This window comes from Pseudarthrobacter naphthalenicus, assembly GCF_029076445.1.
Lineage (GTDB): Bacteria > Actinomycetota > Actinomycetes > Actinomycetales > Micrococcaceae > Arthrobacter > Arthrobacter naphthalenicus.
On record NZ_JARESG010000014.1, the window covers coordinates 74,628 to 96,982 of the forward strand.

The window sequence follows — 22,355 nt, forward strand, 5'->3', positions numbered from 1 at the left end:
CGGACCCAAGGAGCCAGATGGGAACAATACTGGACACCGTTGTGATTGGCGGCGGAGCGATGGGCTCCGCCGCCGCCTGGGCGTTAGCCCGCCGCGGCCGGCAGGTCACGCTGCTGGAACAGTTCGGACCGGGGCACCACATCGGTGCGTCACACGGCAGCACCCGGAACCTGAACCCGGGCTACCACCGGCCGGAGTACGTGGCCATGCTCGCCGAAGCATTGGCCCTTTGGGATGAACTGGAGCAGGACAGCGGCGAGCGGCTGCTCACCCGGACGGGGATCGTCAACCATGGTCCTGATCCGCGGCTCCCGCTGGTGCAGGCGGCACTGACCGAGGCAGGCATCCGGGCCGAGTCGCTCCGCCCCGACGAGGCCGCCGAGCGGTGGCGCGGCATCCGCTTTGACCAGCAGGTCCTCTACATGCCCGACGGCGGCCAGCTGAACCCGGAGGCAGCGCTCCCCGCCTTCCAGCGGCTCGCCGCGGCCCGCGGCGCCGAGATCCGGCATCACACCAGGGTGGTGGAGCTGGAAATCATGGACGACGGCGTCCGGCTCACCGTGGAGTCCGGCGGGACAGGCGGGACCACCGAGGTGGTCACCGCCGGGCAGGCAGTGGTGACCGCCGGCGCCTGGACCGCGAAACTGCTGGCCAGGGCGGCGGGTAGCGGCACGCTGCGCCTCCCCCGGCTCACCGTGACCCAGGAACAGCCGGCGCATTTCCGTGTTGCCGACGAACAGGCTGTGTGGCCCGGCTTCAACCACACTCCCGGGTCCGGGCCGGACTACAGGAACTGGTATTCACCGGTGTACGGGATGCAGACGCCGGGCGAGGGCATCAAGGCGGGCTGGCACGGTGTGGGCCCGGTGGTGGATCCGGACAGGCGATCCTTCCTCCCGGAACCCGTCCAGCTCGCGGGGCTGCAGGACTATGCCCGGACGTGGTTGCCCGGCGTCGACGCTGATTCCCTTGAGGCCATCAGCTGCACGTACACCACCACCCCGGACGAGGACTTCATCCTAGACCGGATCGGCCCCCTCGTGATCGGCGCGGGCTTTTCCGGGCACGGCTTCAAGTTCACCCCGGTGGTGGGACGGATCCTCGCGGACCTGGCCACCGGTACCCGCCCCGCACCGCAGATCTTCTCCGCGTCGCGCTGACCGCCAGCGCCCTGCAGGCTACCCTGCAGGCGACGGCACCTTCACCTCCGGCCTGTGCTGGTCCAGAAGCCGGGCGCAGCGAATGAAGCCCAGGTGCGAGTACGCCTGAGGGTGGTTGCCGAGGTGCGTTTCGGTGCCGGGATCGTACTCCTCGGGCAGCAGCCCCGTGGGGCCGAACAGGTTCACCAGCTGATCAAAGAGGTCCCAGGCCTCCTCGATCCTGCCCACCGCAACGTACGCCTCAATCAGCCAGGTGGTGCAGATGTGGAAGCCTCCCTCCAAACCCGGCAGACCGTCGTCGTACCTGTACCGGAAGACGGTGGGACCCACCCGCAGTTCACGTTCCACGGCCGTCACCGTGTCCAGGAACCGCTGATCGCGGACGTCCAGCAGGCCGGAGAGCCCGATGTGCAGGACGGCCGCATCCAGGTCGGGGCTGTCGTAGGCAACGGTGTAGGAGCGCGCGGAGTCGTCCCAGCCCTCGCGCAGCACCTCGTCGCGGATGGCCTGTGCCGTGGGTTGCCACGCGGGTTCCGGCGTCCTGCCGAACCGGGCGGCTGTCCGGAGCGCCCGGTCCAGCGTCACCCAGCACATCACTTTGCTGTACACGTGGTGGCGCGGCGGCCGCCGGGCCTCCCAGATGCCGTGGTCCGCCTCATGCCAGCGGGCCAGCACGGCGGCGGCCATCTTCACCATCAGCTGCCAGTGCTCTTCGGCCAGCGTGCCGTTCCGTTCGCTGAGCGCGGCAATGAGTTCGGCCACGGGTCCGAAGACGTCCAGCTGAACCTGATGGTCGGCGGCATTCCCGATCCGGACCGGACGGGAACCGGCGTACCCGGGCAGTGTTTCGATGATGGCTTCGGTGGACAGCTGCGCGCCCGTGACCGAATACAGCGGGTGTAGCCATTCCGGGCCCGGCGCGTGTTCGAGGATCCGCCCCAGCCACTCCAGGAACCCGGCTGCCTCGGCCGTGGAGCCCAGGTCCACCAGCGCGTGCACCGTCATGGAACCGTCCCGAAGCCAGCAGTACCGGTAATCCCAGTTCCTTGTCCCGCCAATACCCTCCGGGAGGGAGGTGGTGGGGGCCGCCAGCACGGCGCCGGTTGGCTCATGAACCAGGGCGCGCAGCACCAGTGCCGAACGGCGGACCAATGACGGTTTCACGGACGGCAGATCCAGGTCCTGGACCCAGCGGCGGGAGCGCAGGGCCACGCCGGACCGCCGGTCCACCTCACCGCCCGGATCTGCGGCACGGGGTTCCGTGTCACCGCAGCGCAGGTTCAGGACCACCGGGCCGTCCTGCAGGTTCACGGTGGCTGTCGCCGTTGCGTGCCGGCCGTCGGAGGTGATCACGAAGCTGACGCCCGGCGCGGAAAGGACAATCGGATCGGCCGTGCCCGTGATGTGCAGTTCGTCGTCGCGGGCCTCCATGCTGAAGGGCACGTTGGCGTAGTCCGGCCGGGGCGCGAAGACAATCCTCGCCGCGCCGGTGCCGGAAAGCACCCGGACCAGGCTGGTGATGCCTTCGGGTGCCGGTTCCAGGTAGTCCGTGACGGTCACGTCCGCCCATCGCGTCTCCACAATCATGGTGCTGTCCACGTACCTCTGCCCGAGCGCCTGCGACTTCTTCACCGGTTCCACGGAGAAGTGCCCGGCCGCGTCTCCGCCGAGGATGTGGGCAAAAAGCGAGCCTGAATCGGGCAGCGGGTGGCTCATCCAGCAGACTTTGGCATCCGGGGTGAGGAGCGCGGTGGAGGAGCCGTTGCCGATCAGGGTGTGCCGCTCCAGTCCCACCGCGTCTTCGCCGAACAGCCAGGCGCGCCTGAGCTCAAACAGGATGGCAAGGACCCGGGCAAACGATTCCGGGTTACGGAGCCGGTGTTCGGCCCGGGTATCGCCCGGGCCGACATGCAGCCCCAGGTCGGGGCCCCGGAGTGTGCCGATGGCAAGCTCATCGCTGTAGGCGTCGCCGGCGTAAAGGGCAGCGCTGGCGCCAAGCCGGGACCGGAGGTTTTCCAGTGCGTCCGCCTTGGACGGCTCCACCACCGAAAGGTCCAGCACGGACCCGTCGACGATGAAGAACAGCCCGTGGGCCCGCGCGATCGCCCTGGACGTCTCCGTCACCGACTCCACCACGTCCGGCGCTGCCGGCCGGGTGTGCACGGAGACCGCAACGGGCTTGCGCTCGATCCAGACACCTTCCTGGAAGCCCACAGCCCCGGAGAGGGCGGTGCTGACTTTCTGGAGGATGACCTCGGTGGCCAGCGGCTGGACGTGCGCGAACTGCATGTCTGCTTCGGCCCCGTGGGAGCCCACCAGATGGACTTCGGCGGGGAGGCGGGAGACGGCGGCGAGATCACGCAGCGAACGTCCGGAGATGACCGCGGCGTGGGTGTTGGGCAGGGCGGCGAGGGCGCGGAGCGCGATTGCGGCATTGCCCAGGGGCAGGGTTTCGGTGGAGATCCCTTCGGCGTCGCACAAGGTGCCGCCGTAGTTGCAGGCAACGAGCAGCCCGGGGACACGGGCCAGGACTTTGAGTTCCGCCAGCAGAACGGGGGTGAGGCCTTCGTCTGCGGCATCTGACTGGACGAATGCGCGCAGCAGGCCCAGTGGCAGTGATTTGGTCAGGAGCGCGGTATCCGCCACGCTCTGGTTGAACGGAGTAGGCATTTGCTTAACCTTCCAGCGGAAACGGCCGGTACTGCAGCCGCTCCCCTCATTCTCCGCCGCCGTGGTTTCCCGGAAAAGTCCCGATGGTTGCATGTGTGTAAATCCGCCAACCGGCACCCCGCCAGCTTTCGACAATGTTCGCCTTTGCCTCTTGACGTTCTTTATTGTGCGTTTATGATAGATATCGTGGTGCAAGTTCCACAGGGTTCGCATTTTCAAGGGGAGCCATGGTCACGGCGATCCCGGCACTGGTGATCTGTCTCCTGCTCCTGCGACGCCTCGTAGCCGGTTTGACGCTCGGCTCCAGCAAAGGATGAACGTGGACAACCAGAACAACGCTTCCATGGACTACATCACCGCCCGCCTCGGCTCCGAAGGCTCCCCGATGCTGGCCTTCGGCGGCGACTACAACCCCGAGCAGTGGCCCGAGGCAACGTGGGAGGAAGACGTCCGGCTGATGCGCGAGGCCGGCGTCAACCTGGTCAGCGTGGCTATCTTCAGCTGGTCCCTGCTGGAACCGTCGGAGGGCGTTTACGAGTTCGGCTGGCTGGACCGGATCCTGGACCTGCTGCACGCCAACGGCGTGCGTGTTGACCTGGCAAACGCCACCGCCTCGCCGCCGCCGTGGTTCAGTCACAAGTACCCCGAGTCGTTGCCGGTAACGGCCGACGGCGTGCGGCACAGTTACGGTTCCCGGCAGGCCTTCGCTGCCTCCAGCGCCGACTACCGCAGGGCAGCCGCAGCCCTCACCGAACAGATCGCCGCACGCTACAAGGACCATCCCGCCGTCGTGATGTGGCACGTCCACAACGAGTACGGCTGCCACAACCAGCCGGACTTCTCCGACGGCGCCGCCGCCGGTTTCCGCCGCTGGCTCGAACGCCGCTACGGGAGCCTCGAAGCCCTCAACGCCGCCTGGGGCACCGCGTTCTGGTCCCAGCGCTACTCGGCATGGGAGGAAATCCTGCCCCCGCGCACCTCCGGGACGTGGGTCAACCCCACCCAGCAGCTGGATTTCGCCCGTTACTCCTCCGATGAGCTGCTCGAATGCTACAAAGCCGAAGCGGCCATCATCCGCTCGCACTCCGGGCACCCGGTCACCACCAACTTCATGGGCTTCAACATGGGCCTGCACCAGCCGGTGGACTACTGGCGCTGGTCCGAGGAGATGGATGTGGTCTCCAACGACCACTACCTCATCGCCGAGGATCCGCGGAACTTCCAGGAGCTGGCGGCCACGGCGGACCTCACCCGCGGCTGGGCCAAAGGCAAGCCGTGGCTGCTGATGGAACATTCGACGTCGGCCGTTAACTGGCAGCCGCGCAACATCGCCAAAGCTCCCGGCGAAATGCTGCGCAATTCTCTGCAGCACGTGGCCCGCGGGGCGGACGGGGCGCTCTTCTTCCAGTGGCGCGCCTCGCGCGCCGGTGCCGAGAAATTCCACTCCGGGCTGCTCCCCCACGCAGGCACGGACACCAAGGTCTGGCGTGAAGTGGTGCAACTTGGCCAGGCGCTGCGCAGTCTGGCCGAAGTCAGCGGCTCGGTGGTCACCGGGGCCTCGGGCCGTGTGGACGTCGCCATCCTGCACGACACCGACGCCCGCTGGGCGTCCGAGCTGGACTCGCACCCGAGCGTGGATGCCTCGAACATCGCCGAAACCCGGCGCTGGCATGATGCGTTCTACCGTGCCGGCATCCCCACCGACTTCGCCCGGAGCACCGACGACCTCTCCGGTTACCGCCTGGTCATTGCCCCCATGCAGTACCTGCTCACCGATGCGGGCGTGGCCAACCTGGACAGGTACGTCCGCGCCGGCGGCCACTTGGTGGTGACCTATTTCTCCGGGATCGTGGACGAAAATGACCACATCAGGCTTGGCAGCTACCCGGGCGCCTTCAGCGGCCTGCTGGGCGTGGAGATGGAAGAGTTCTTTCCGCTGCGGGCAGGGGAAAGCGTCCTGCTCAGCGGCTTCGGTCCGGGCAGCTGCTGGAACGAGCTCGGCCGGGCCACCACCGCCGAGGTCCTCGCGTCCGTGGCCGAGGGGCCGACGGCGGGCTCTCCGGCCGTCACCCGCAACCATGCCGGCAGCGGCCGCTCCTACTATGTGGCCACCACGCTCGCACCCGAAGGCCTGGGCAAGCTGGTCACCATGGTCTGCGCCGATGCAGGAGTAGAGCCGCTCGTTCCGGACCTGCCGGAGGCGGTGGAAGTTGCCCGGCGCAGCAAAGACGGAACAGACTGGACGTTCTGCATCAACCACGGGTTGGCGGGCGTCCGGCTGCCGCTGGAAGGCGTTGACGTCCTGACGGGCGCTGAGCTCAGCGGCGGACTGGGGCTCGCAGCCGGTGGTGTCGCCGTCGTCCGCTCGGCTGCCGTCCAGCTGGCCGGTACCGCCGCCAAGCCGTCAACCCACTCAAGCCGTTAGGGACTCCATATGCTCGCCGCAGCCCGTCATTCAGCCATCCTCGCCGAGGTCCAGCGTGAGCGGATTGTCCGTGTTGCGGACCTGGCCAGGATGCTGGGTGTTTCGCTGATGACGGTGCGGCGGGACATTGAAGCCCTTGATGCGGCGGGTGCCGTGGAGAAGATCCATGGCGGGGCCAAACTGCCGGGCGGAGCCAGTACGCACGAGCCGGGTTTTGAGCTGAAAGTGACCCAGCTTAAGGACGAGAAGATGGCCATCGCCCGGGCGGCCGCCGCCCAGGTGCGCGAGGGAATGGCGGTGGGCCTCAGCGCGGGCACCACCACCTGGGCCCTGGCCCAGCTGCTGTCCTCCGGTCCGCGGATCACCGTGGTCACCAACTCGGTGCGGATTGCCAACGTGTTCCACCAGAGTTCGTCACCCTCCACCGTGATCCTCACCGGCGGCGAGCGCACACCCTCGGACGCGCTGGTGGGCCCCCTGGCCACGTCCTCCCTCCGGCAGCTGCACCTGGACGTGCTGTTCCTCGGCGTCCACGGGGTGGACGCCGACGCCGGGTTTACGACGCCGAATGTGCTGGAGGCCGAAACCGACCGTGCGTTCGTGGCGGCGGCGCGGCGTGTGGTGGTCCTGGCCGACCATACCAAGTGGGGCACGCTTGGCATCAGCACGATCGCCGCCCTCGAGGATGCTGATGAACTCATCAGCGACGACCTGCTCGGCGGCGAAGCCCGGCGCATCCTCGGCGAACGGGTGGGCCGGCTGCGGCTGGCCCCGACCACCGCTCCGCCGGATGCCGTTACCAGCACCGTTAACGGATGACCAATGACACCTACTGTTCTACCCGACCCCAACAGAGCCTTTAATGGCCGCCCCGTAAGGAACTCCTAGCATGGACCGGATCACCAAGCGCGCCTACAAGCTTTCGGACGGGCGGGACCTCATCTACTTCGACGACGCCGACACGGTGCTCCCGCCGGACCGCGGACCGGACCTCCGTGAGCCGGCGGTCCGGCCGCCCACCGCCACTATGCGGCAGGATGCGCTGACCGGCGAGTGGATCTCCATCGCCGCCGCGCGGCAGAACCGGGTGGTCCTTCCGCCCTCGCACCTGGACCCGCTGGCCCCGGCATCGCCGGACAACCCCTCTGAAATCCCCAGCCTCTACGATGTGGCCGTTTTCGAAAACAAGTCCCCGTCCTTCGGCCCTGGGCTGGCCGGCCCTGAGGCAACCCACGACCCCACCGTGCCGGAGGGCCTCGATGACCTGGCCAGGATAGGCCTCGGACGCAGCCGGCAGTCAGTGGGCCGCTGCGAGGTGGTGTGCTTCTCCCCCGAACACACCGGTTCCCTCGCCGGCGTCTCGCTTTCCCGGATGCGGACGGTGGTGGAAGCCTGGGCGGACCGGACTGCCGCACTGTCCGCGCTGCCCGGCGTCGAGCAGGTCTTTCCCTTCGAGAACCGAGGCGAGGCGATCGGAGTGACGCTGCACCACCCGCACGGCCAGATCTACGCCTACCCGTACATCACCCCGCGCACGGCCCAGCTGGTCCGCACCATCGAGAATTATGGCGGCAGCCTGTTCGAGGACATCCTCGGGTTCGAGCAGAAGTCCGAGCGGGTGCTGCTCCGTGGCGAGCACTGGACGGCGTTCGTCCCGTTTGCCGCGCGCTGGCCGCTGGAAGTGCACATCCTTCCGCACCGGCATGTCCCGGACCTGGCGGCGACCACGGACGAGGAACGCGACGAGTTCGCCCGGCTGTACGGGCAGCTCCTGCGCGGCGTCGACGCGCTGTACTCGACGCCGACACCCTACATCGCCGCATGGCATCAGGCCCCCGTCAATGTCCACCGGGACGATGTCCGGCTGATGCTGCAGCTGACCTCACCGCGGCGCGAGGAGAACAAACTCAAGTACCTGGCCGGGTCCGAGGCCGCGATGGGGGCGTTCATCGCCGACATTCCGCCCGAGACCGCCGCCGCCCGGCTGCGGGACGCGATTGACCGGGCCGCCATTGATCAGGCCGCCGTTGACCAGGAAGGCACCGCATGACCACCACCGAACTTTCCCAGCAGGGACGCGAGTTCTTCGCCGGCCAGTTCGGGCAGCCGCCTGACGGCCTGTGGTCCGCCCCGGGGCGGGTCAACCTCATCGGTGAACACACGGATTACAACAACGGTTTTGTCTTCCCGATCGCGATTGAAAAGCGCACGGTTGCCGCGGCCGGCCTCCGTTCAGACCGCCGGCTGCGGGTGGCAAGCAGCTCGTTCCCCGGCATGGTGGAGGTCAGCCTCGACGAGCTGGACCCGGACGCCCTGCAGGGCTGGGCTGCGTATCCCCTGGGCGTCGCCTGGGCCATGGCACAGGCGGCGGGCGAAAAGGGGATCCCGGGCGCCCAGCTGGCGGGCGTCGACCTCACGCTCACTTCGGATGTCCCGGCCGGGGCCGGCTTATCGTCCTCGGCCGCAGTCGAGTGCGCCGCCGCCCTTGCCCTGAACGAGCTCTGGGGTTTGGGGCTGGGCCGGGAAGAGCTGGCCCGGATCGGCCAACTGGCCGAAAACCGGGTTGTGGGAGCCCCCACGGGGATCATGGACCAGTCCGCCTCGCTGCTGGGCGAGCCGGACCACGGCATTCTGCTGGACTGCCAAAGCCTGCGGGCGGAAAGCGTGCCCCTGGGTTTTGCCGCCGCAGGTCTCGGACTGCTGGTCATCGACACCCGCACCAGCCACTCGCACGCCGACGGCGGCTATGCCAGCCGCCGCCGGTCCTGCGAGGAGGGCGCGAAGGCGATGGGCGTCCCGAGCCTCCGCGCCCTCGGCCCCGGGGACCTGCCCCGCGCGGCGGGGGTACTGGATGACGAGACCTTCCGGCGGGTCCGGCACATCGTTACCGAGAACCAGCGGGTGCTGGACACCGTGGCTGCGCTGCAGGCGGAAGGCCCCTCCGCCGTCGGGCCCTTCCTTAACGAATCACACGTCTCCATGCGCGACGACTTTGAGATTTCCACCCCGGAACTGGACCTGGCCGTCTCCGCAGCACAGTCCCTCGGCGCCCTGGGCGCCCGCATGACCGGCGGCGGTTTCGGCGGCGCGGCAATAGCCCTGGTCCGCAACGGGGACGCGGCCGGGATCACCGAAGGACTCATCCGGGAATTCGCCCGCGCAGGCTTCACGGCCCCCAGCATCTTTCCCGTCAGCGCCTCGGCCGGCGCCCGCCGGGAGGAGTAGCCGCGGTTAGACCCGGGCCAGTCCGGCCACTTCGGCGAGCAGTTCCACGGAGCGGAGCCGGGCCTCGGTGCCGGTGTTCTGGTGCGCCACGATCAGTTCGTCGGCGTCGGAGTGCTTGGCGAACCCGTCGAGGTAGTCCAGGACGGCGTCCGGGGTGCCGACGGCTGAGTACGTCATCATCTGCGAGACGTGCTGCCCCTGCGGGGAGTCCAGCACCATGTCCGCTTCGTCGTCGGTGAATTCGCGTCCGCCGCCGAAGAAGAGCCCCACGCGGGCGCGCAGGGTGGCCCGGAACGCCGCCTGCGCTTCGGCGGCGGAATCCGCGGCGATCACGTTGACGCCGGCGATGACGTGCGGTGCGTCCAGCTGGGCTGAGGGCTTGAATTCGCGGCGGTAGAGGGCCACGGCGTCCTGCAGTGCGTTGGGCGCGAAGTGCGAAGCGAACGCGTAGGGCAGCCCCAGCTGGGCAGCGAGCCGGGCACCGAACAGCGAGGAGCCCAGGATGTAGAGCGGCACATTGGTGCCCTTGCCGGGGGTGGCCTCCACGCCCTGGATGCGGGTGGGACCGGTGAGGTAGCCCTGCAGTTCCAGCACGTCCTGCGGGAAGCTGTCCGCGGACATCGGGTCCCGGCGCAGCGCGCGCAGGGTGTTCTGGTCGCTGCCGGGAGCGCGGCCGAGGCCAAGATCGATCCGGCCCGGGTGCAGGGTCTCCAGGGTGCCGAACTGCTCGGCGATGGTCAGGGGCGAGTGGTTGGGCAGCATGATGCCGCCCGCGCCCAGCCGGATGGTGCTGGTGTGCGCGGCCACATGGGCGATCAGCACGCTGGTGGCCGAGGAAGCAATGGCGGACATGTTGTGGTGCTCGGCGTACCAGATGCGCCGGTACCCGAACTCCTCGGCCCGCTGGGCCATCGCCACGCTCCCCGCGAAACTGTCCGCCGCCGTCTGGCCTTTGCCGATGGTTGCCAGGTCAAGGATGGAGAGGGGGAGCGTCACGTCGGTGCCGGCCTTTCAAATGCGTTGCGTAGGAGTGGGCGCGCCAAGTTACGGCGGCACACTGTGAACAACGACGGCGGCACGCGGGTTATTTCATTCCGCGATGGAATACTCAGCATGCTGAGCGTGTTGCCGCCCCTATGAGCCAAAACACGAACCAGACGGAACCGTCCGCAACCATCGACCTCAAGGACCTCGGAACCGTGCACCGCCTCGGCTTCGGTGCCATGCGCATCGTCGGCGACGGCGTGTGGGGTGAACCGGCAGACCGCCAGGCGGCAATCGCCGTGCTGCGCCGCGCCGTTGAACTGGGTGTGGACTTCATTGACACCGCGGATTCCTACGGGCCCAACATCAGCGAGGAAATCATCGCCGAGGCCCTGCACCCCTATGCGGAGGGGCTGAAGATCGCCACGAAGGTGGGCTTCACCCGGACCGGGCCCAACAAGTGGATTCCGGTGGGCCGGCCGGAGTACCTGCGCCAGCAGACCGAACTGAGCCTGCGCAAGCTGAAGGTGGACACCCTGGACCTGCTCCAGCTGCACCGGATCGATCCGAAGGTGGACGCGGAGGAGCAGTTCGGCGTGCTCCGCGAACTGCAGGACGAAGGCAAAGTCAAGGCCCTGGGCCTGTCCCAGGTGAGCGTGGCCGAACTGGAGGCGGCCGGAAAACACTTCACCGTCTCAACGGTCCAGAACCGGTACAACCTGACGGACCGCAGCTCGGAGGATGTGCTCGAGTACGCGGAGGCGAACGGCATCGGTTTCATCCCCTGGGCACCCATCTCGGCCGGCGAACTCGCGCAGCCCGGCGGCCCGCTGGATGAGGCGGCCAAGCGGCTGGGTGCCACAGCCTCCCAGGTGGCGCTGGCCTGGCTGCTCCGCCGTTCCCCCGTGATGATGCCGATTCCGGGTACCGGCTCGGTGAAGCACCTGGAAGAAAACCTGGCAGCGGCCGCGCTCCGGATCGACGACGCAACCTACGCAGAGCTTGAGGCGGCCTCCAAGGCAGCCGCCGAGTCCTGACCACCGCTTATCCCGCAACCTATCCGCCGGAGATCCGGCACACAGACAGGAGCCACAGCATGCCAAATATCTTGATGGTCGTATCGGCCGCCGATTCACTCACCATGAAGGACGGCAGCGAACATCCCACCGGCTACTGGGCCGAGGAACTGGTGGTCTCACACCAGACCCTCCGGGACGCCGGCCACACAGTCCACATCGCCACGCCCGGCGGAGCAAAGCCCACCGTTGACCAGGTAAGCCTGGCCCCGGAGTCGGCCGGCGGCAAGGAACGGGCGGACAGCTTCCGCGACTACCTGGCCCGCATCGACGCCGAGCTCTCGGCTCCCCTGGTGCTGGCCGACGTCGACATCGCCGGCTACGACGCCGTGGTGATGCCCGGTGGCCACGGCCCCATGACCGACCTGTACAAGGACGCCGATCTGGGCCGCCTCCTGGTGGCTGCGGACAGTGCCGGAAAAATCATCGCCCCGTTCTGCCACGGGCCCGCCGGGCTGCTCAGCGCAACGCTCGACGACGGCTCGTTCGCCTTTGCGGGCCGCCGCCTCACCGTCTTCACCAACGATGAGGAACTGAACGGCGGCACCGGGGAGAACACCCCGTGGCTGGTGGAGGACGCGCTGAAGGACAAGGGCGCAGTCATTGAGAACGCGGCGTCCTGGAGCTCGAACGTGGTCCGCGACGGCAACCTCATCACCGGCCAGAACCCGCAGTCCAGCGAGGACGTGGCGAAGGAAGTCGTCAGCGCGCTGGGCTGATCGTTTGATTGTTTGGCGGTCGCGTCCTGCGCACGCAGGAAGGGGCCCGGCCTGATGGCCGGGCCCCTTCTGTGCGGCGCACATCCTTGGGCGCCGTTCCGATGTCCGTTTCTGTACTGAGGTATGCCGTCTGTACTGAGGTGCCTAGACGGCGCAACCTCCCGGGCCAACACTTGGATCGATGGCGGCGATTTGCTTCTGGATGTTTGCCAGCTTGGCGGTGAGGTCAGTCACGATGGCCGTCTGGGCAGCCACGGCGTCCTTCTTGGCCCCCTTCTGACTCTGCACCTCGCGAAGCTTTGTCTGGGCTGCTACGACCTGTGCATCAAGGGTGGTTAGCTGCGATTGCAGGGATGCAAGGTTGGCCTCCGCGGCGGTGATGTCGCCGGTCAGCTGATCGAGCTGCTTCAGCAGTGGCGCCACCCGGGTCTGCAGGCTCAGGACTTCGCCTTCCTTGGCAGTGATTTGGCCATTGAGGTCGGCAAGTTTCGCCGAAAGACCGTCACCGAGCTGATTCAGCGTCGCAATCGCCCCCATTTTGGCCGTGACCGCCTGGTTGGCTGCATCCACGGCCGCCTGAAGGTCCGGCAGCTGACGCTGCAGGTCAGAAATCGCGGCCTTCTGCCCCTCCACCGCGGCGTTGGCCGCAGCCAGGTTGGCGTTGGCCGAAGCCAGGTCCGCCTTCTTTCCGTCCAGAATGAGCTGCTGATCCGCGATGGCCTGCTTGGCGGCTTCCACTCCCTGCGTAAGGCTCGGGAGGGCTGCAGCCAGGTCATCTACCACCTTTTGCTGCTCGGTGACCGCGTTGCCTGCTGCTGTGGCCGCAGCGTTGAGCGTTGCCAACTCGGTCTGGAGGCCGGTGAGCTCGGTCTGCTTGCCCTCAACGGCAGCGTACGCGTCTTTGGCCGCCGTCTGCAGAGCCGACACCTGATCCTTCAGTGTGGCAATATCCGCCTGCTTGGCGGTGACCGCCGCGTTGGCGGCGTCGAGCGAGACCTGCAGCGGCGCGGCCTGCTGCTGCAGGTTGCTGCTTTCTTTCTGCTTGGCCAGCAGCTGGTCATTTAGCGTATTGACCTGAGTCTGGAGCTCGGTCAGGTTGCCCTGCAGCCCGGAGATCTGCGTGTTTTTGTCGCTGATCTGGGTGTTCACGGTATTGAGCTGTGTCTGCTTCACCGCCCGCTCGTCCTGGAGGTCACGCTTGGCCTTGGAATTGCCATTGATCGCATCGATGCGCTTGGTCAAGTCTGCGATTTCAGCCGTAAGAGTGTCCTTTTGTGCCTGCAGCGCGGCCAGTTCGTTCTGGGCTTTGGTCACCTCCGCCTGCTTGGCCGTGACGGCGGCGTTGGCGGTGGCAATCTGGCCCTGCACCGCCGTGATGTCAGCCTTGGCGGCAGCGATCGCGGCGTCGTTGTCGCTCAAGGCCTTCGCTGCCGCCGCAGCCTTCGTTTGAAGTACCCTCAGGTCCCCCAACGCCACGTTGATGGCGTCGTTCTGGGCTTTGAGTGCTGCCGAGGCGGCGTCGGCCTTGGCCTGGAGGTTTGCCAGCTCACCCTGGGCAGTGGCAATTTGGCCTTCCTTATTGGTCACGGCGATGCTCGCGGCCATGGCGGTTATCTGGAGCCCGTTCAATGTCGCCTCAGCGGACGCAACCTTGTCCTTCTGGTCCTGCAGCGCCTGGGCGGCGGTGGTGCCGGCCTGTTCCAGAACTGAGAGTTGCGTCTGGGCCTGGGTGACCGCCTGCTGCGCGGAGGCTACGGCGGCAGCCGCCTGCGCCGCTTGGGTGGTCAGCGCTGCCAGCTGGTCCTGGGCTGCCTTGATCTCCGCTTCCTTGGTTGACAGGTCGCCGGATGCCTGGGCAGCGGATTGCTTGAGTCCGTCAAGCTCGGCCTGGGCCGTGGCGATGGCTTGGCTATTGGCTGTCAGCGCCGCGTCCAACTCGCCTGCCTTTGCTTTGAGGTCCGCCACTGCTGCCTGTGTGGTCGCGAGGTCAGCCTGAAGCGGCGACAGTTGGTTGGTCACGTCGGTCTGCTGGTCCTTCAACCCAGCCAAGGCAGCCTGGGCGTCAGCAATCGCGCTGGCCTTAGCCGCCTGCTCATCGGTGAGCCGGTCAACTTCTGACTGCGCATTGGCCTCGTCCTTCGTCAGGGCGTTCTCCTGCGACGTGAGGTCATCCAGTGCTTTTTGGGCGGCGGCAACGTCTGCGGCCAGTCCATCGGCCTGAGCTTGGAGCTTTGCTTTGTCTGCCTGCAGGGCGGCGATGGCGGCAGCGTTCTTCTTGACTGCAGCCTTCATCAGATTTTCCTGGACGAAGCCCCGGTGCGCCTGCTGATTAATCACGCCGTTGCAGATGCCGGTGACCCCGCTCGGAGCGGCCATGGCGGGCTGGACCAGGACCAGGCTGCTGGTGAGCAGGCCGGGCAGGATAACCGCAGCGGCGAGGCGACGGGCAAAGACGGATTTGGACGCTGCAGTAGTCATAAAGAAAACTCCCCATTGAGACCGGTGGTGCGGCCACCTGGCCGCTCATTACCCCACCGTAGAGGGATCGCCGGGGGTGCACACGCGTAGTCGCCACCCGTCTTTTTTGGATGAGTACTCACATTCGCAACCGGTTTCCGGGGCACTACTTGGTTTGTGACGGCCCCTGACGCCCGGTTAACGGCCGTTACCCCTCATATCGCACCGTTTCGGCGGCCTTTGATCGGGTGCTGATGCTCACGGATAGTAGCTGCCACAGGCGTTATTTCCGCTGCATCACCGTCAACTTTCAAGGGGCAATCATGACCAGAGTCAAAACCAAACAGGCTGCCGCCGCAGCACTCGCACTGAGCTCCCTCCTGGCGCTGGGCGCCTGCTCGGACCCGGGCGCGACGGCGGCGGCGGCACCGGCGTCGGGCGCCACAACTACCGCGGCGGGCAAGACGTTTAATCTGACTCCCGAGCAGGACCGCTTCAAGGTGAACGTCGATCCGGAGGCGGCGGCACTGGTCCCCGCCGCCATCAAGGCGGACGGCAAACTCACCGTGGTCACCACCGGAGGCTCAGCTCCGCTGACGCTCTTCGCCACGGACAACAAGACGCTCATCGGCAGCGAAGTGGACATCGCCTACGCGGTGGGCGCAGCCCTGGGACTGGATGTCGAAGTGCTTCCCGTCGCGTGGGCCGACTGGCCGTTAGGCGTCGAATCCGGGAAGTACGAGGCAGTCCTGTCCAACGTCACCGTCACCGAGGCGCGGAAGGAGAAATTCGACTTCGCAACCTACCGCAACGACCTTCTGGGTTTCTACGCCAAGGCCGACACCACCATCGGAGCCATCAAGGAAGCGAAGGATGTGGCCGGCAAACGCATCATCGTCGGTTCCGGCACCAACCAGGAGGCAATCCTGGTGCGCTGGGACGAGGAGAACAAGGCGAAGGGCCTGGAGCCGGTGGCCTTCCAGTATTACGACGACGACTCCGCCTCCACGCTCGCCCTCCAGTCGGGCCGCGCGGACCTGACGTTCGGCCCGAACGCATCGGCCGCCTACAAGGCCGCCAAGGACGGCAAGACCAAGGAAGTGGGCACCCTGAACGGCGGCTGGCCCCTTACTGCGGAGATCGCGTTCACCACCCAAAAGGGCAACGGACTCGCGGTCGCTGCCCAGACGGCCCTGAACCAGCTCATCGACGACGGCACCTACACCAAGATCCTGGACCGCTGGGGCCTGACATCCGAGGCCATCCAGAAGTCCGAACTGAACCCGGCAGGCCTTCCCAAGAAGTAGCCTGCCGATGCAGAATCCCCGTCTCGCTCCAGCGAGGCGGGGATTCTTTTTGCCCGACTACCTGTCCGCGGTACGGAGGCGAAGGACAACATCGCCCAGCGCATCGAGGGAGGCGAAGAGGGATTCCCGGTGTTCGGGTGAGAGCTGCTCCAGCACTTCCTCCAGGGAGCCCGTCACCGCAGCGTCGATGCTGCTCTTGTTCCGTCGGGCCTCATCGGTCAGGGACAGCAACGACTTTCGTTTGTCGTCCGGATCCGCAACCCGTTCCACCAGCCCGCGCGCACTGAGTTCGCGGACGGCGGCGGAGACGTTCGAGGGCTTGATGTCCAGCGCGGCCCCCACTTCGGTGACGCTCGATCTCTCGTTGCCTTCCAGGTATCCGAGGATGACCCGCTCCGTGGCGGGCAGGGGTTCAAAACCGGCCCGGATGGGGCCTTTGCGTTGAACCCACCAGGCCAGCTCCAGGAGCGCCTTCGCCGCCTCATGCACTTTTTCCATTCCACAATTTTGCTATGCTTACATACATATGTCAACATAACTAACTCGCTGAATCAGAGAAAGTGAACCGCCCCACCACATGACCACGACTTCAAAAGCATCAGTGTCTCTGATGACCATGCTGGCGCTCCTCAGCGCCCTGGGCCCCTTTGCCATCGACATGTACCTGCCAGCTTTCCCGCAGATGATGCAGGACCTGAACACCACCGCAGCCTCCATCCAGCTGACACTCACCACCTTCATGCTCGGCATGGCCGTCGGCCAGCTGGTCATTGGACCACTTTCCGACCAGTTCGGCCGGCGCAAGCCGCTGCTGATCGGCGCCCTCGCATGCCTGGCGGCCAGTGTGCTCTGCGCCGTGGCACCCAACATCGAGACCCTGATCGGCATGCGCTTCCTGCAGGGATTCGCGGGGGCGGCAGGCGTGGTCCTGGCCCGCGCCATCGTTTCCGATTCAGCCCGCGGCGTGCACGCCGCCAAGCAGTTCGGCATCCTGATGGCCGTGGGCGGCATCGCTCCGGTCCTCTCGCCGCTGGCCGGCGGCGGTGTCATCGGCTTCGCCGGCTGGCGCGGTGTGTTCTGGGCCCTGGCTGTCCTGAACCTGCTGATGGTCATCGGTTCCATCACCATCGTGAAGGAAAGCCTGCCGCGGGAACACCGCAGCAAGGGCGGCGTGAAAGAGCTGTTCGCCAGCACCGGACGCGTGCTGGGCAACCGGCGCTACCTTGGCTTCACGTTCGCGTTCGCCTTCGCCATGGCGGCCATGTTCGGCTACATCTCCGCCTCGCCCTTTGTCTACCAAAACATCCTGGGACTCAACCCCACGGCATTTTCGCTGCTGTTCGCCGTGAACGCGCTGGGCATCACCATCACCAGCGTCGTTGGCGTCAAGCTGATTGGCACCCTGAGCCCACTGCGCATGACGTACATCGGCGCCTCGGGCCTGGTGGTGTTCAGCGCCGGGCTGCTGGCAGTGGTCACGGCAGGGAACACGCCGCTGTTCCCGACGCTGGCGCTGCTCTTCCTGGCCATCTCCTCCCTGGGCTTCATCTTCGGCAACGCCGCGGCCCTGGCCACGGACCAGGTCAAGAAGTACGCAGGCACCGGGTCCGCAGTCATGGGTGCGCTCCAGTTCACCCTGGCCGCCATCGCGTCGCCCCTGGTGGGCCTCGCCGGAGAAGGCAGCGCCACGCCGATGGCCATCGTGATGCTGGTGGCGGGGGGCATCGCCCTCCTCAGCCTGATCACGCTCACCCGCGGCGGCGCACCCCTTCCGGCCGCTGCCGGGCAGGAGGAAAGGCAGCCGGCAACCGCATCCCGCTGACCCGCAACAGTTCTACAGCAGCTGCTCCCACACCGTCAGCTGCAGCCTGACGGTGCCGCGGGTAACCGCACCTTCACGGGAAGGTTCGACGACGGCGCTCCCCTCGCCGCCGTCGTCGTCCTTTCTCCCCAAACCCGCCGCACGCATCAGGCGTGCACCGTCTCCGCGGCTTCATCCGCGGTGCGTACCGGTGTTCCCAGGCCGAGGTTTTCGCGCAGCGTGGAGCCGGCATACCCGGTGGGATAGACCCCGCGCGCCTGGAGTTCGGGCACCAGGCGGTTCACGATGTCGTCCAGGCCGGTGGGAATCAGCCACGGCGAGATGTTGAACCCGTCCACAGCGCCCACCCGCGCGTACTCGGCCAGCTGGTCCGCCACCTCAACGTACGAACCCGTAAAGCTGGAATCCACCCGTGCGGTGCGGGAGGTGACGAACTGCCGGATCGACAGGCCCTTCTCCTTGGCCTCTGCCCGCCACTGGTCCGCCAACTGCCGCGCTTTGGCGCCGTGGAAGCCGCTGCCGCGGGTCTCGGAGGTCTCCTCCACCACTGGGTCGATTTCCGGCAGCGGACCATCCGGATCGTATTCCGAAAGCTCGCGGCCCCAGAACTGCTCCAGGTAGGCGATGGCCTGCTGCGGGCCGATCTGCAGGCTGCGCACCCACTCCTTCTTCTCTGCCGCCTCCGCAGCGGTGGGGGCCAGAATGAACTCGCTGGCCGGCATGATCTGGACGGCGTTGGCACCCCGGCCCGCGGCCAGCAACCGCCCCACGAGGTCCTTGCGGAACTCCACGGCGGCGTCGAATTTGGGGTGCGCGGAGAAGATCACGTCCGCCTGGCGGGCAGCAAAGTTGCGGCCCTCAGGCGAGTCGCCGGCCTGGAACAGCACCGGGCGGTACTGGGCGCTGCGCGGCAGGCGCGGGGTCACATCCACCGTATAGTGCTGGCCCTCGTGGAGTACCCGCCCGGCAGGACCGTCCGGAGTTTCCCACGAATCCCAGATCCGCTTGGCCGTCTCCACGAACGCCTCCGCATGCTTGTACCGGTCCGCGTGGTCCAGGTATCCCCCGCGGCGGAAGTTGGCCCCGGTCCAGGCGTTGTCGGTGGTCACGATGTTCCACGCGGCGCGCCCGCCGGAGATCAGGTCAAGCGAGGCGAGCCGGTGCGCCAGGTCGGCGGGGTCGTTGTAGGTGGTGTTCTGGGTGGCCACCAGGCCGATGTTCTTCGTGACGGACGCAAGTGCCGCAAGCATGGTCTGCGCGTCCGGCCGGCCCACCACGTCCAGCGCGTGCGGCCGGCCCAGATGTTCACGCAGGCGGAGCCCCTCGCCCAGGAAGAACGCGGCGAACAGCCCCCGCTCAGCGGTCTGGGCGACGCGGCGGAACGACTCGAAGTCCGTCTGCGAGCCGGATTCGGCCGCCTTCCAGATGGTGCCGGAGTTCACGCCCTGAAAGAAGACGCCGAACTGGATCTGGCCGCTCGGAGTGAAGACCTCGGATTTAGCACGGTTGTGCTGTGACATGGTTTTCCCCTTAGTTTCCGGCGCCGACGGGCGCAGTAGCGGCGTTGGATGCGGCGGTGGCGTAGCGGCTGGCGGGGCGCGAAAGCCCCAGCAGGTCACGGAAGGTTCCGTCCTGGAGCACCGGGCGGAGGACGCCGCGGCGGCGCAGTTCCGGCAGCACCAGCCGGCCCAGTTCCTCCAGGTCAACCAAGAGCGACGCCGGGTGGAGGCGCACGCCGTCGGCCTCCTTCAGGAGTCCGGTAAGGAAGTCCGTGAGACCGGCGGCGGAACCGGCGTAGGCAGCACGGCCGGAGTCAAAGCCAGCCGCCCGCCCGGCCGCGGCCTGCCCGCGGGCGTCCAGCACGACGTCGAGCTCGGCGATCACCGCAACGCCGGCACCCACCCGGGACCGCGCATCGCGGACCTCGGCGGCCAGCAGTTCCACGGTGGGCGCGGACACCAGCACGGCGTCCAGGGTGTCCGCCGGAACCTCTCCCAGCAATGACGACGGGGCCAGGACGGGCAGCTGCCCCTGCAGCGGCCGCGGAATGATGGACGGCCCCTTGACGGAATAACCCGCGCCGGCAAATCCGGCAGGCGTTTCAACGTCAACGGCCGTATCGATATCGATATAGTGCAGCTTGTCCACGTCGATGTACCGGCCGGTTGAGACATCGCGGATCACGGCGTCGTCCTCCCACGAATCCCACAGCCGGCGGGACACCTCGATGGAAGCGGCGGCCTCCTGACCCAGCGCGGCGCCGGTCACGGAGGAACGTCCGACGGCGGCGGCAGCCTCAGCTGATTCCGCCGCGGTTGCGATCCACCCGGCGCGGCCGCCGGAGACGTAATCGAGGCTTGCCAGCTGGGTGGAAACGTGGAATGGCTCGGTGTAAACGGTGTCCACCTCGGGGACCAGCGCGATGCTGCGGGTCAGCGGTCCGGCGTAAGCGGCACGCTGGAGGGCGTTGGCGCGGCCGGACGCCGGGGCGTCCGCGAAGGTGGCCACGTGGAACCCCGCGGATTCCGCCGCGAGCACGGCACGGGTGATGTCCGTGCCGTGCCAGCCGGCGCCGTCGAGTTCGATGGCAAGGAACCCTGCCTGATGTATCGAAGAGGTGCTCATGGCCGGTCCTGACGTTCGTAGGGAATCTTTTCGCCGGCCTCGATGGGCACGGGCAGCCGGTTTTCGGCCGGCGGCAACGGGCAGGTGGCCAGGTCCGTGTAGGCGCAGGGCAGGTTCACAGCCCGGTTGAAGTCCAGCAGCACCGCCCCGTCCGCAGCGGGCGCCACCGAGAGCGACCGGTTGGCCGCATACGTGGTGTTGCCGGACGTCTGGTCCGTGAACAGCACGGACAGGACGCCGGGGGCATGGCCGTTGAATGCAGTCAGCGACAGTTCCTGGCCTGCCAGCTTGAAACGGATCTCGCCCGGCGCCTCATACACATGCTGGATGCCCTCTACGGCGGCACCCACCGTGGTGGACCGCGGCGCCTCGAACGGCACATAGGTCCCGCGCACGGCATAGGCCGCATCAGGCGAATAGGCAGGCGTCCCCTGGTAGGCCTGCAACAGCGGATTTTCCGGATGACGCGGCCGCACGATGTATTCGCCGCCGCGCTTGGCCAGCTCAATAACAGTGTCGCCGGACGCCAGGTTGATGCCGCCGCGCTCCTCGACGGGGCCAAGCTCAACGGCAGCACCGGACGCAGTGTTCAGCTCCCTGCCATCCCGCTGCAAACTTTCGCCGTGCTCCAAAACCACGCGGACGACGTCGGACTCCACGCTCCAGGTGCCCGGCGCTCCTTCCAGCCGGGCGGGTTCGTCGCCCAGCCAGTGCAGGTGGGTCACCGCCAGGAAACCGTGCGGGTGGGCGCGCTGCTGTTCGTGGGCGGCGTGCCATTCCTGCCAGTCGGCGTCGAAGGACTCGAGGGCTGTTTCGGTGTGTACTGCGTTCATGATGCCCTCCCGGACGGTGTGGCTGAGGGGGTGGCCTGGGTGGCCGCCAAGTTCTCTTCAGTGATGGTCTTGGATTCCGGCAGGGCTTCCTCTGACAGGCCCCAGCGTTCCAGGACCTTTCCGTAGGAGCCGTCCTGGATGACCTCGTTGAGGGCCCCGGTGATCACCGGCGCCAGCCCGTTGCCGCGCAGTGTGGTGGCGGCCACCAGGGTTTCGGACGGCCAGCCGGCGTTGACCTTGCCCACCACTTTCAGGTCGTCACGGGTGTTCTCCCGGTACACGGTGGACGGGTACGGCGCGATGTTCAGGTCCGTGCGGCCGGAGGACAGCGCCAGGATGGTGTCGGCGTCGGACGAGTAGTACTGCAGCGTGGCCGGCGCCTTGCCCTTGGCTTCCAGTTCCTTGTTCCAGGCCAGCAGGATTTTTTCCTGGTTGGTGCCGGACCCCACGGAAATCTTCAGGCCCGAGATGTCGTCCGCGCCCTTGATGTCGTAAGTGGCGGATTTCTTCGCTTCGAACCCCATGTACGCGGCCCGGTAGCTGGCAAAATCGAACAGTTTCACACGGTCCTTGTTCACGCCCACGTTGGAGAAGACGGCCTCAAAGTCGCCGGACTGGGTCTTCAGCGGCCAGTTCTCCCAGGACGTGACCTGGACATCGAGCTCCAGGCCGAGCTTGTCCGCCACCAGCTGGGCGATGTCGAGCTCGGAGCCGATCGGCGTCTTGTCGTCCGTGGCGTGGAAGGACAGCGGGATGGAGCCGGCGGTGGTGGCCACGGTCAGCTTGCCGTCCTTGCCGATGAGCGCGGGGACCTTGGCGGCGAGCGCGGGATCCTTCTCTGCCCGGATCCGCTGCTGGTCCGGCGAGGTGTTGTAGACCACGCCGTTGCGTGCCGCCGTCGTTTGCGCTCCTCCGCCGGGGTTGCCGGCGGCGGAGGCGCCGGGGTCCGCGCAGCCGGCGAGCGCGGCTGAACCAAGGAGTGCGGTGCCGAGGAGGACGACGGCGGGACGCGCCGCGAGTGCGCGGCGTTGGCCGCTGGTGGGGAAAGCCAT

Annotated in this window: 18 protein-coding genes; 9 read left to right on the forward strand and 9 right to left on the reverse strand. The window is 67.2% G+C overall.

Features of this window, described 5'->3' with window-relative positions; genetic code table 11:
• Positions 1-17 precede the first annotated feature (17 nt).
• Entirely contained in the window at positions 18-1,160 is a 1,143-nt protein-coding gene (locus PY310_RS14500) for an FAD-dependent oxidoreductase (RefSeq protein ID WP_275215171.1), read from the forward strand.
• Positions 1,161-1,178: 18 nt separating this feature from the next.
• On the opposite strand, the gene PY310_RS14505 is transcribed toward PY310_RS14500, so the two are convergent.
• Entirely contained in the window at positions 1,179-3,830 is a 2,652-nt protein-coding gene (locus tag PY310_RS14505; protein WP_275215172.1) for a trehalase-like domain-containing protein, read from the reverse strand.
• 319 nt (positions 3,831-4,149) lie between these two features.
• Here PY310_RS14505 and PY310_RS14510 point away from each other — a divergent pair, with 319 nt between their 5' ends.
• From PY310_RS14510 to galK, 4 genes are all read left to right on the forward strand, one after another.
• Positions 4,150-6,255: a beta-galactosidase gene (locus tag PY310_RS14510; protein ID WP_419095498.1), complete on the forward strand. Its 2,106-nt coding sequence runs from the start codon at positions 4,150-4,152 to the stop codon at positions 6,253-6,255.
• 9 nt (positions 6,256-6,264) lie between these two features.
• Positions 6,265-7,074, forward strand: coding sequence for a DeoR/GlpR family DNA-binding transcription regulator (locus tag PY310_RS14515; RefSeq protein ID WP_275215174.1), 810 nt, complete (start codon positions 6,265-6,267; stop codon positions 7,072-7,074).
• Positions 7,075-7,144: 70 nt separating this feature from the next.
• Positions 7,145-8,305: a galactose-1-phosphate uridylyltransferase gene (gene galT / locus PY310_RS14520; RefSeq protein ID WP_275215175.1), complete on the forward strand. Its 1,161-nt coding sequence runs from the start codon at positions 7,145-7,147 to the stop codon at positions 8,303-8,305.
• The gene (gene galK, locus PY310_RS14525) at positions 8,302-9,480 is read left to right on the forward strand and encodes a galactokinase (RefSeq protein ID WP_275215176.1); all 1,179 of its coding nucleotides are present in this window, start codon (positions 8,302-8,304) and stop codon (positions 9,478-9,480) included. Before galT ends, galK begins: the two co-directional genes overlap by 4 nt.
• 6 nt (positions 9,481-9,486) lie before the next feature.
• Here galK and PY310_RS14530 read toward each other — a convergent pair whose 3' ends face one another.
• Positions 9,487-10,476, reverse strand: coding sequence for an LLM class flavin-dependent oxidoreductase (locus PY310_RS14530; protein WP_275215177.1), 990 nt, complete (start codon positions 10,474-10,476; stop codon positions 9,487-9,489).
• Between the two features lie 140 nt (positions 10,477-10,616).
• Here PY310_RS14530 and PY310_RS14535 point away from each other — a divergent pair, with 140 nt between their 5' ends.
• Both PY310_RS14535 and PY310_RS14540 read left to right on the forward strand, forming a co-directional pair.
• Complete coding sequence (locus PY310_RS14535) at positions 10,617-11,501, forward strand: aldo/keto reductase (RefSeq protein ID WP_275215178.1); 885 nt, start codon at positions 10,617-10,619, stop codon at positions 11,499-11,501.
• A gap of 59 nt (positions 11,502-11,560) precedes the next feature.
• The gene (locus PY310_RS14540) at positions 11,561-12,259 is read left to right on the forward strand and encodes a type 1 glutamine amidotransferase domain-containing protein (RefSeq protein ID WP_275215179.1); all 699 of its coding nucleotides are present in this window, start codon (positions 11,561-11,563) and stop codon (positions 12,257-12,259) included.
• 144 nt (positions 12,260-12,403) lie between these two features.
• On the opposite strand, the gene PY310_RS14545 is transcribed toward PY310_RS14540, so the two are convergent.
• Positions 12,404-14,737, reverse strand: coding sequence for a chromosome segregation ATPase (locus PY310_RS14545; protein WP_275215180.1), 2,334 nt, complete (start codon positions 14,735-14,737; stop codon positions 12,404-12,406).
• 302 nt (positions 14,738-15,039) lie between these two features.
• On the opposite strand from PY310_RS14545, the gene PY310_RS14550 reads away from it, so the two are divergent.
• The gene (locus PY310_RS14550; protein WP_275215181.1) at positions 15,040-16,023 is read left to right on the forward strand and encodes an ABC transporter substrate-binding protein; all 984 of its coding nucleotides are present in this window, start codon (positions 15,040-15,042) and stop codon (positions 16,021-16,023) included.
• A 57-nt stretch (positions 16,024-16,080) separates the two neighbouring features.
• Here PY310_RS14550 and PY310_RS14555 read toward each other — a convergent pair whose 3' ends face one another.
• Positions 16,081-16,521 carry a MarR family winged helix-turn-helix transcriptional regulator gene (locus PY310_RS14555; RefSeq protein WP_275215182.1) on the reverse strand — a complete coding sequence of 147 codons (441 nt, stop codon included), beginning with the start codon at positions 16,519-16,521 and terminating at the stop codon, positions 16,081-16,083.
• 79 nt (positions 16,522-16,600) lie between these two features.
• On the opposite strand from PY310_RS14555, the gene PY310_RS14560 reads away from it, so the two are divergent.
• A complete protein-coding gene (locus PY310_RS14560) occupies positions 16,601-17,845 on the forward strand; it encodes a multidrug effflux MFS transporter (protein ID WP_275215183.1) in 1,245 nt (414 codons plus the stop codon).
• A 12-nt stretch (positions 17,846-17,857) separates the two neighbouring features.
• Here PY310_RS14560 and PY310_RS14565 read toward each other — a convergent pair whose 3' ends face one another.
• From PY310_RS14565 to PY310_RS14585, 5 genes are read right to left on the reverse strand one after another with little or no spacing between them, the layout of a single operon-like run.
• Positions 17,858-17,992 carry a hypothetical protein gene (locus PY310_RS14565; RefSeq protein ID WP_275215184.1) on the reverse strand — a complete coding sequence of 45 codons (135 nt, stop codon included), beginning with the start codon at positions 17,990-17,992 and terminating at the stop codon, positions 17,858-17,860.
• The gene (locus PY310_RS14570) at positions 17,992-19,365 is read right to left on the reverse strand and encodes an NtaA/DmoA family FMN-dependent monooxygenase (protein WP_275215185.1); all 1,374 of its coding nucleotides are present in this window, start codon (positions 19,363-19,365) and stop codon (positions 17,992-17,994) included. The genes PY310_RS14565 and PY310_RS14570 overlap by 1 nt, the downstream gene beginning before the upstream one ends.
• A 10-nt stretch (positions 19,366-19,375) precedes the next feature.
• Positions 19,376-20,470, reverse strand: a complete 1,095-nt coding sequence (locus PY310_RS14575; RefSeq protein WP_275215186.1) for an LLM class flavin-dependent oxidoreductase — start codon at positions 20,468-20,470, stop codon at positions 19,376-19,378.
• Positions 20,467-21,303, reverse strand: coding sequence for a DUF1684 domain-containing protein (locus PY310_RS14580; protein WP_275215187.1), 837 nt, complete (start codon positions 21,301-21,303; stop codon positions 20,467-20,469). The genes PY310_RS14575 and PY310_RS14580 overlap by 4 nt, the downstream gene beginning before the upstream one ends.
• Positions 21,300-22,355, reverse strand: a complete 1,056-nt coding sequence (locus PY310_RS14585) for a transporter substrate-binding domain-containing protein (RefSeq protein ID WP_275215188.1) — start codon at positions 22,353-22,355, stop codon at positions 21,300-21,302. Before PY310_RS14585 ends, PY310_RS14580 begins: the two co-directional genes overlap by 4 nt.

What these genes read in the sequence shown, in the direction of transcription:
- PY310_RS14500 (WP_275215171.1), top strand. Translation starts at nt 18, where the DNA reads ATGGGAACAATACTGGACACCGTTGTGATTGGCGGCGGAGCGATGGGC.
- PY310_RS14505 (WP_275215172.1), bottom strand. Translation starts at nt 3,830, where the DNA reads ATGCCTACTCCGTTCAACCAGAGCGTGGCGGATACCGCGCTCCTGACC.
- PY310_RS14515 (WP_275215174.1), top strand. Translation starts at nt 6,265, where the DNA reads ATGCTCGCCGCAGCCCGTCATTCAGCCATCCTCGCCGAGGTCCAGCGT.
- galT (WP_275215175.1), top strand. Translation starts at nt 7,145, where the DNA reads ATGGACCGGATCACCAAGCGCGCCTACAAGCTTTCGGACGGGCGGGAC.
- galK (WP_275215176.1), top strand. Translation starts at nt 8,302, where the DNA reads ATGACCACCACCGAACTTTCCCAGCAGGGACGCGAGTTCTTCGCCGGC.
- PY310_RS14535 (WP_275215178.1), top strand. Translation starts at nt 10,617, where the DNA reads ATGAGCCAAAACACGAACCAGACGGAACCGTCCGCAACCATCGACCTC.
- PY310_RS14540 (WP_275215179.1), top strand. Translation starts at nt 11,561, where the DNA reads ATGCCAAATATCTTGATGGTCGTATCGGCCGCCGATTCACTCACCATG.
- PY310_RS14545 (WP_275215180.1), bottom strand. Translation starts at nt 14,737, where the DNA reads ATGACTACTGCAGCGTCCAAATCCGTCTTTGCCCGTCGCCTCGCCGCT.
- PY310_RS14550 (WP_275215181.1), top strand. Translation starts at nt 15,040, where the DNA reads ATGACCAGAGTCAAAACCAAACAGGCTGCCGCCGCAGCACTCGCACTG.
- PY310_RS14555 (WP_275215182.1), bottom strand. Translation starts at nt 16,521, where the DNA reads ATGGAAAAAGTGCATGAGGCGGCGAAGGCGCTCCTGGAGCTGGCCTGG.
- PY310_RS14560 (WP_275215183.1), top strand. Translation starts at nt 16,601, where the DNA reads ATGACCACGACTTCAAAAGCATCAGTGTCTCTGATGACCATGCTGGCG.
- PY310_RS14565 (WP_275215184.1), bottom strand. Translation starts at nt 17,992, where the DNA reads ATGCGTGCGGCGGGTTTGGGGAGAAAGGACGACGACGGCGGCGAGGGG.
- PY310_RS14570 (WP_275215185.1), bottom strand. Translation starts at nt 19,365, where the DNA reads ATGTCACAGCACAACCGTGCTAAATCCGAGGTCTTCACTCCGAGCGGC.
- PY310_RS14575 (WP_275215186.1), bottom strand. Translation starts at nt 20,470, where the DNA reads ATGAGCACCTCTTCGATACATCAGGCAGGGTTCCTTGCCATCGAACTC.
- PY310_RS14580 (WP_275215187.1), bottom strand. Translation starts at nt 21,303, where the DNA reads ATGAACGCAGTACACACCGAAACAGCCCTCGAGTCCTTCGACGCCGAC.
- PY310_RS14585 (WP_275215188.1), bottom strand. Translation starts at nt 22,355, where the DNA reads ATGGCTTTCCCCACCAGCGGCCAACGCCGCGCACTCGCGGCGCGTCCC.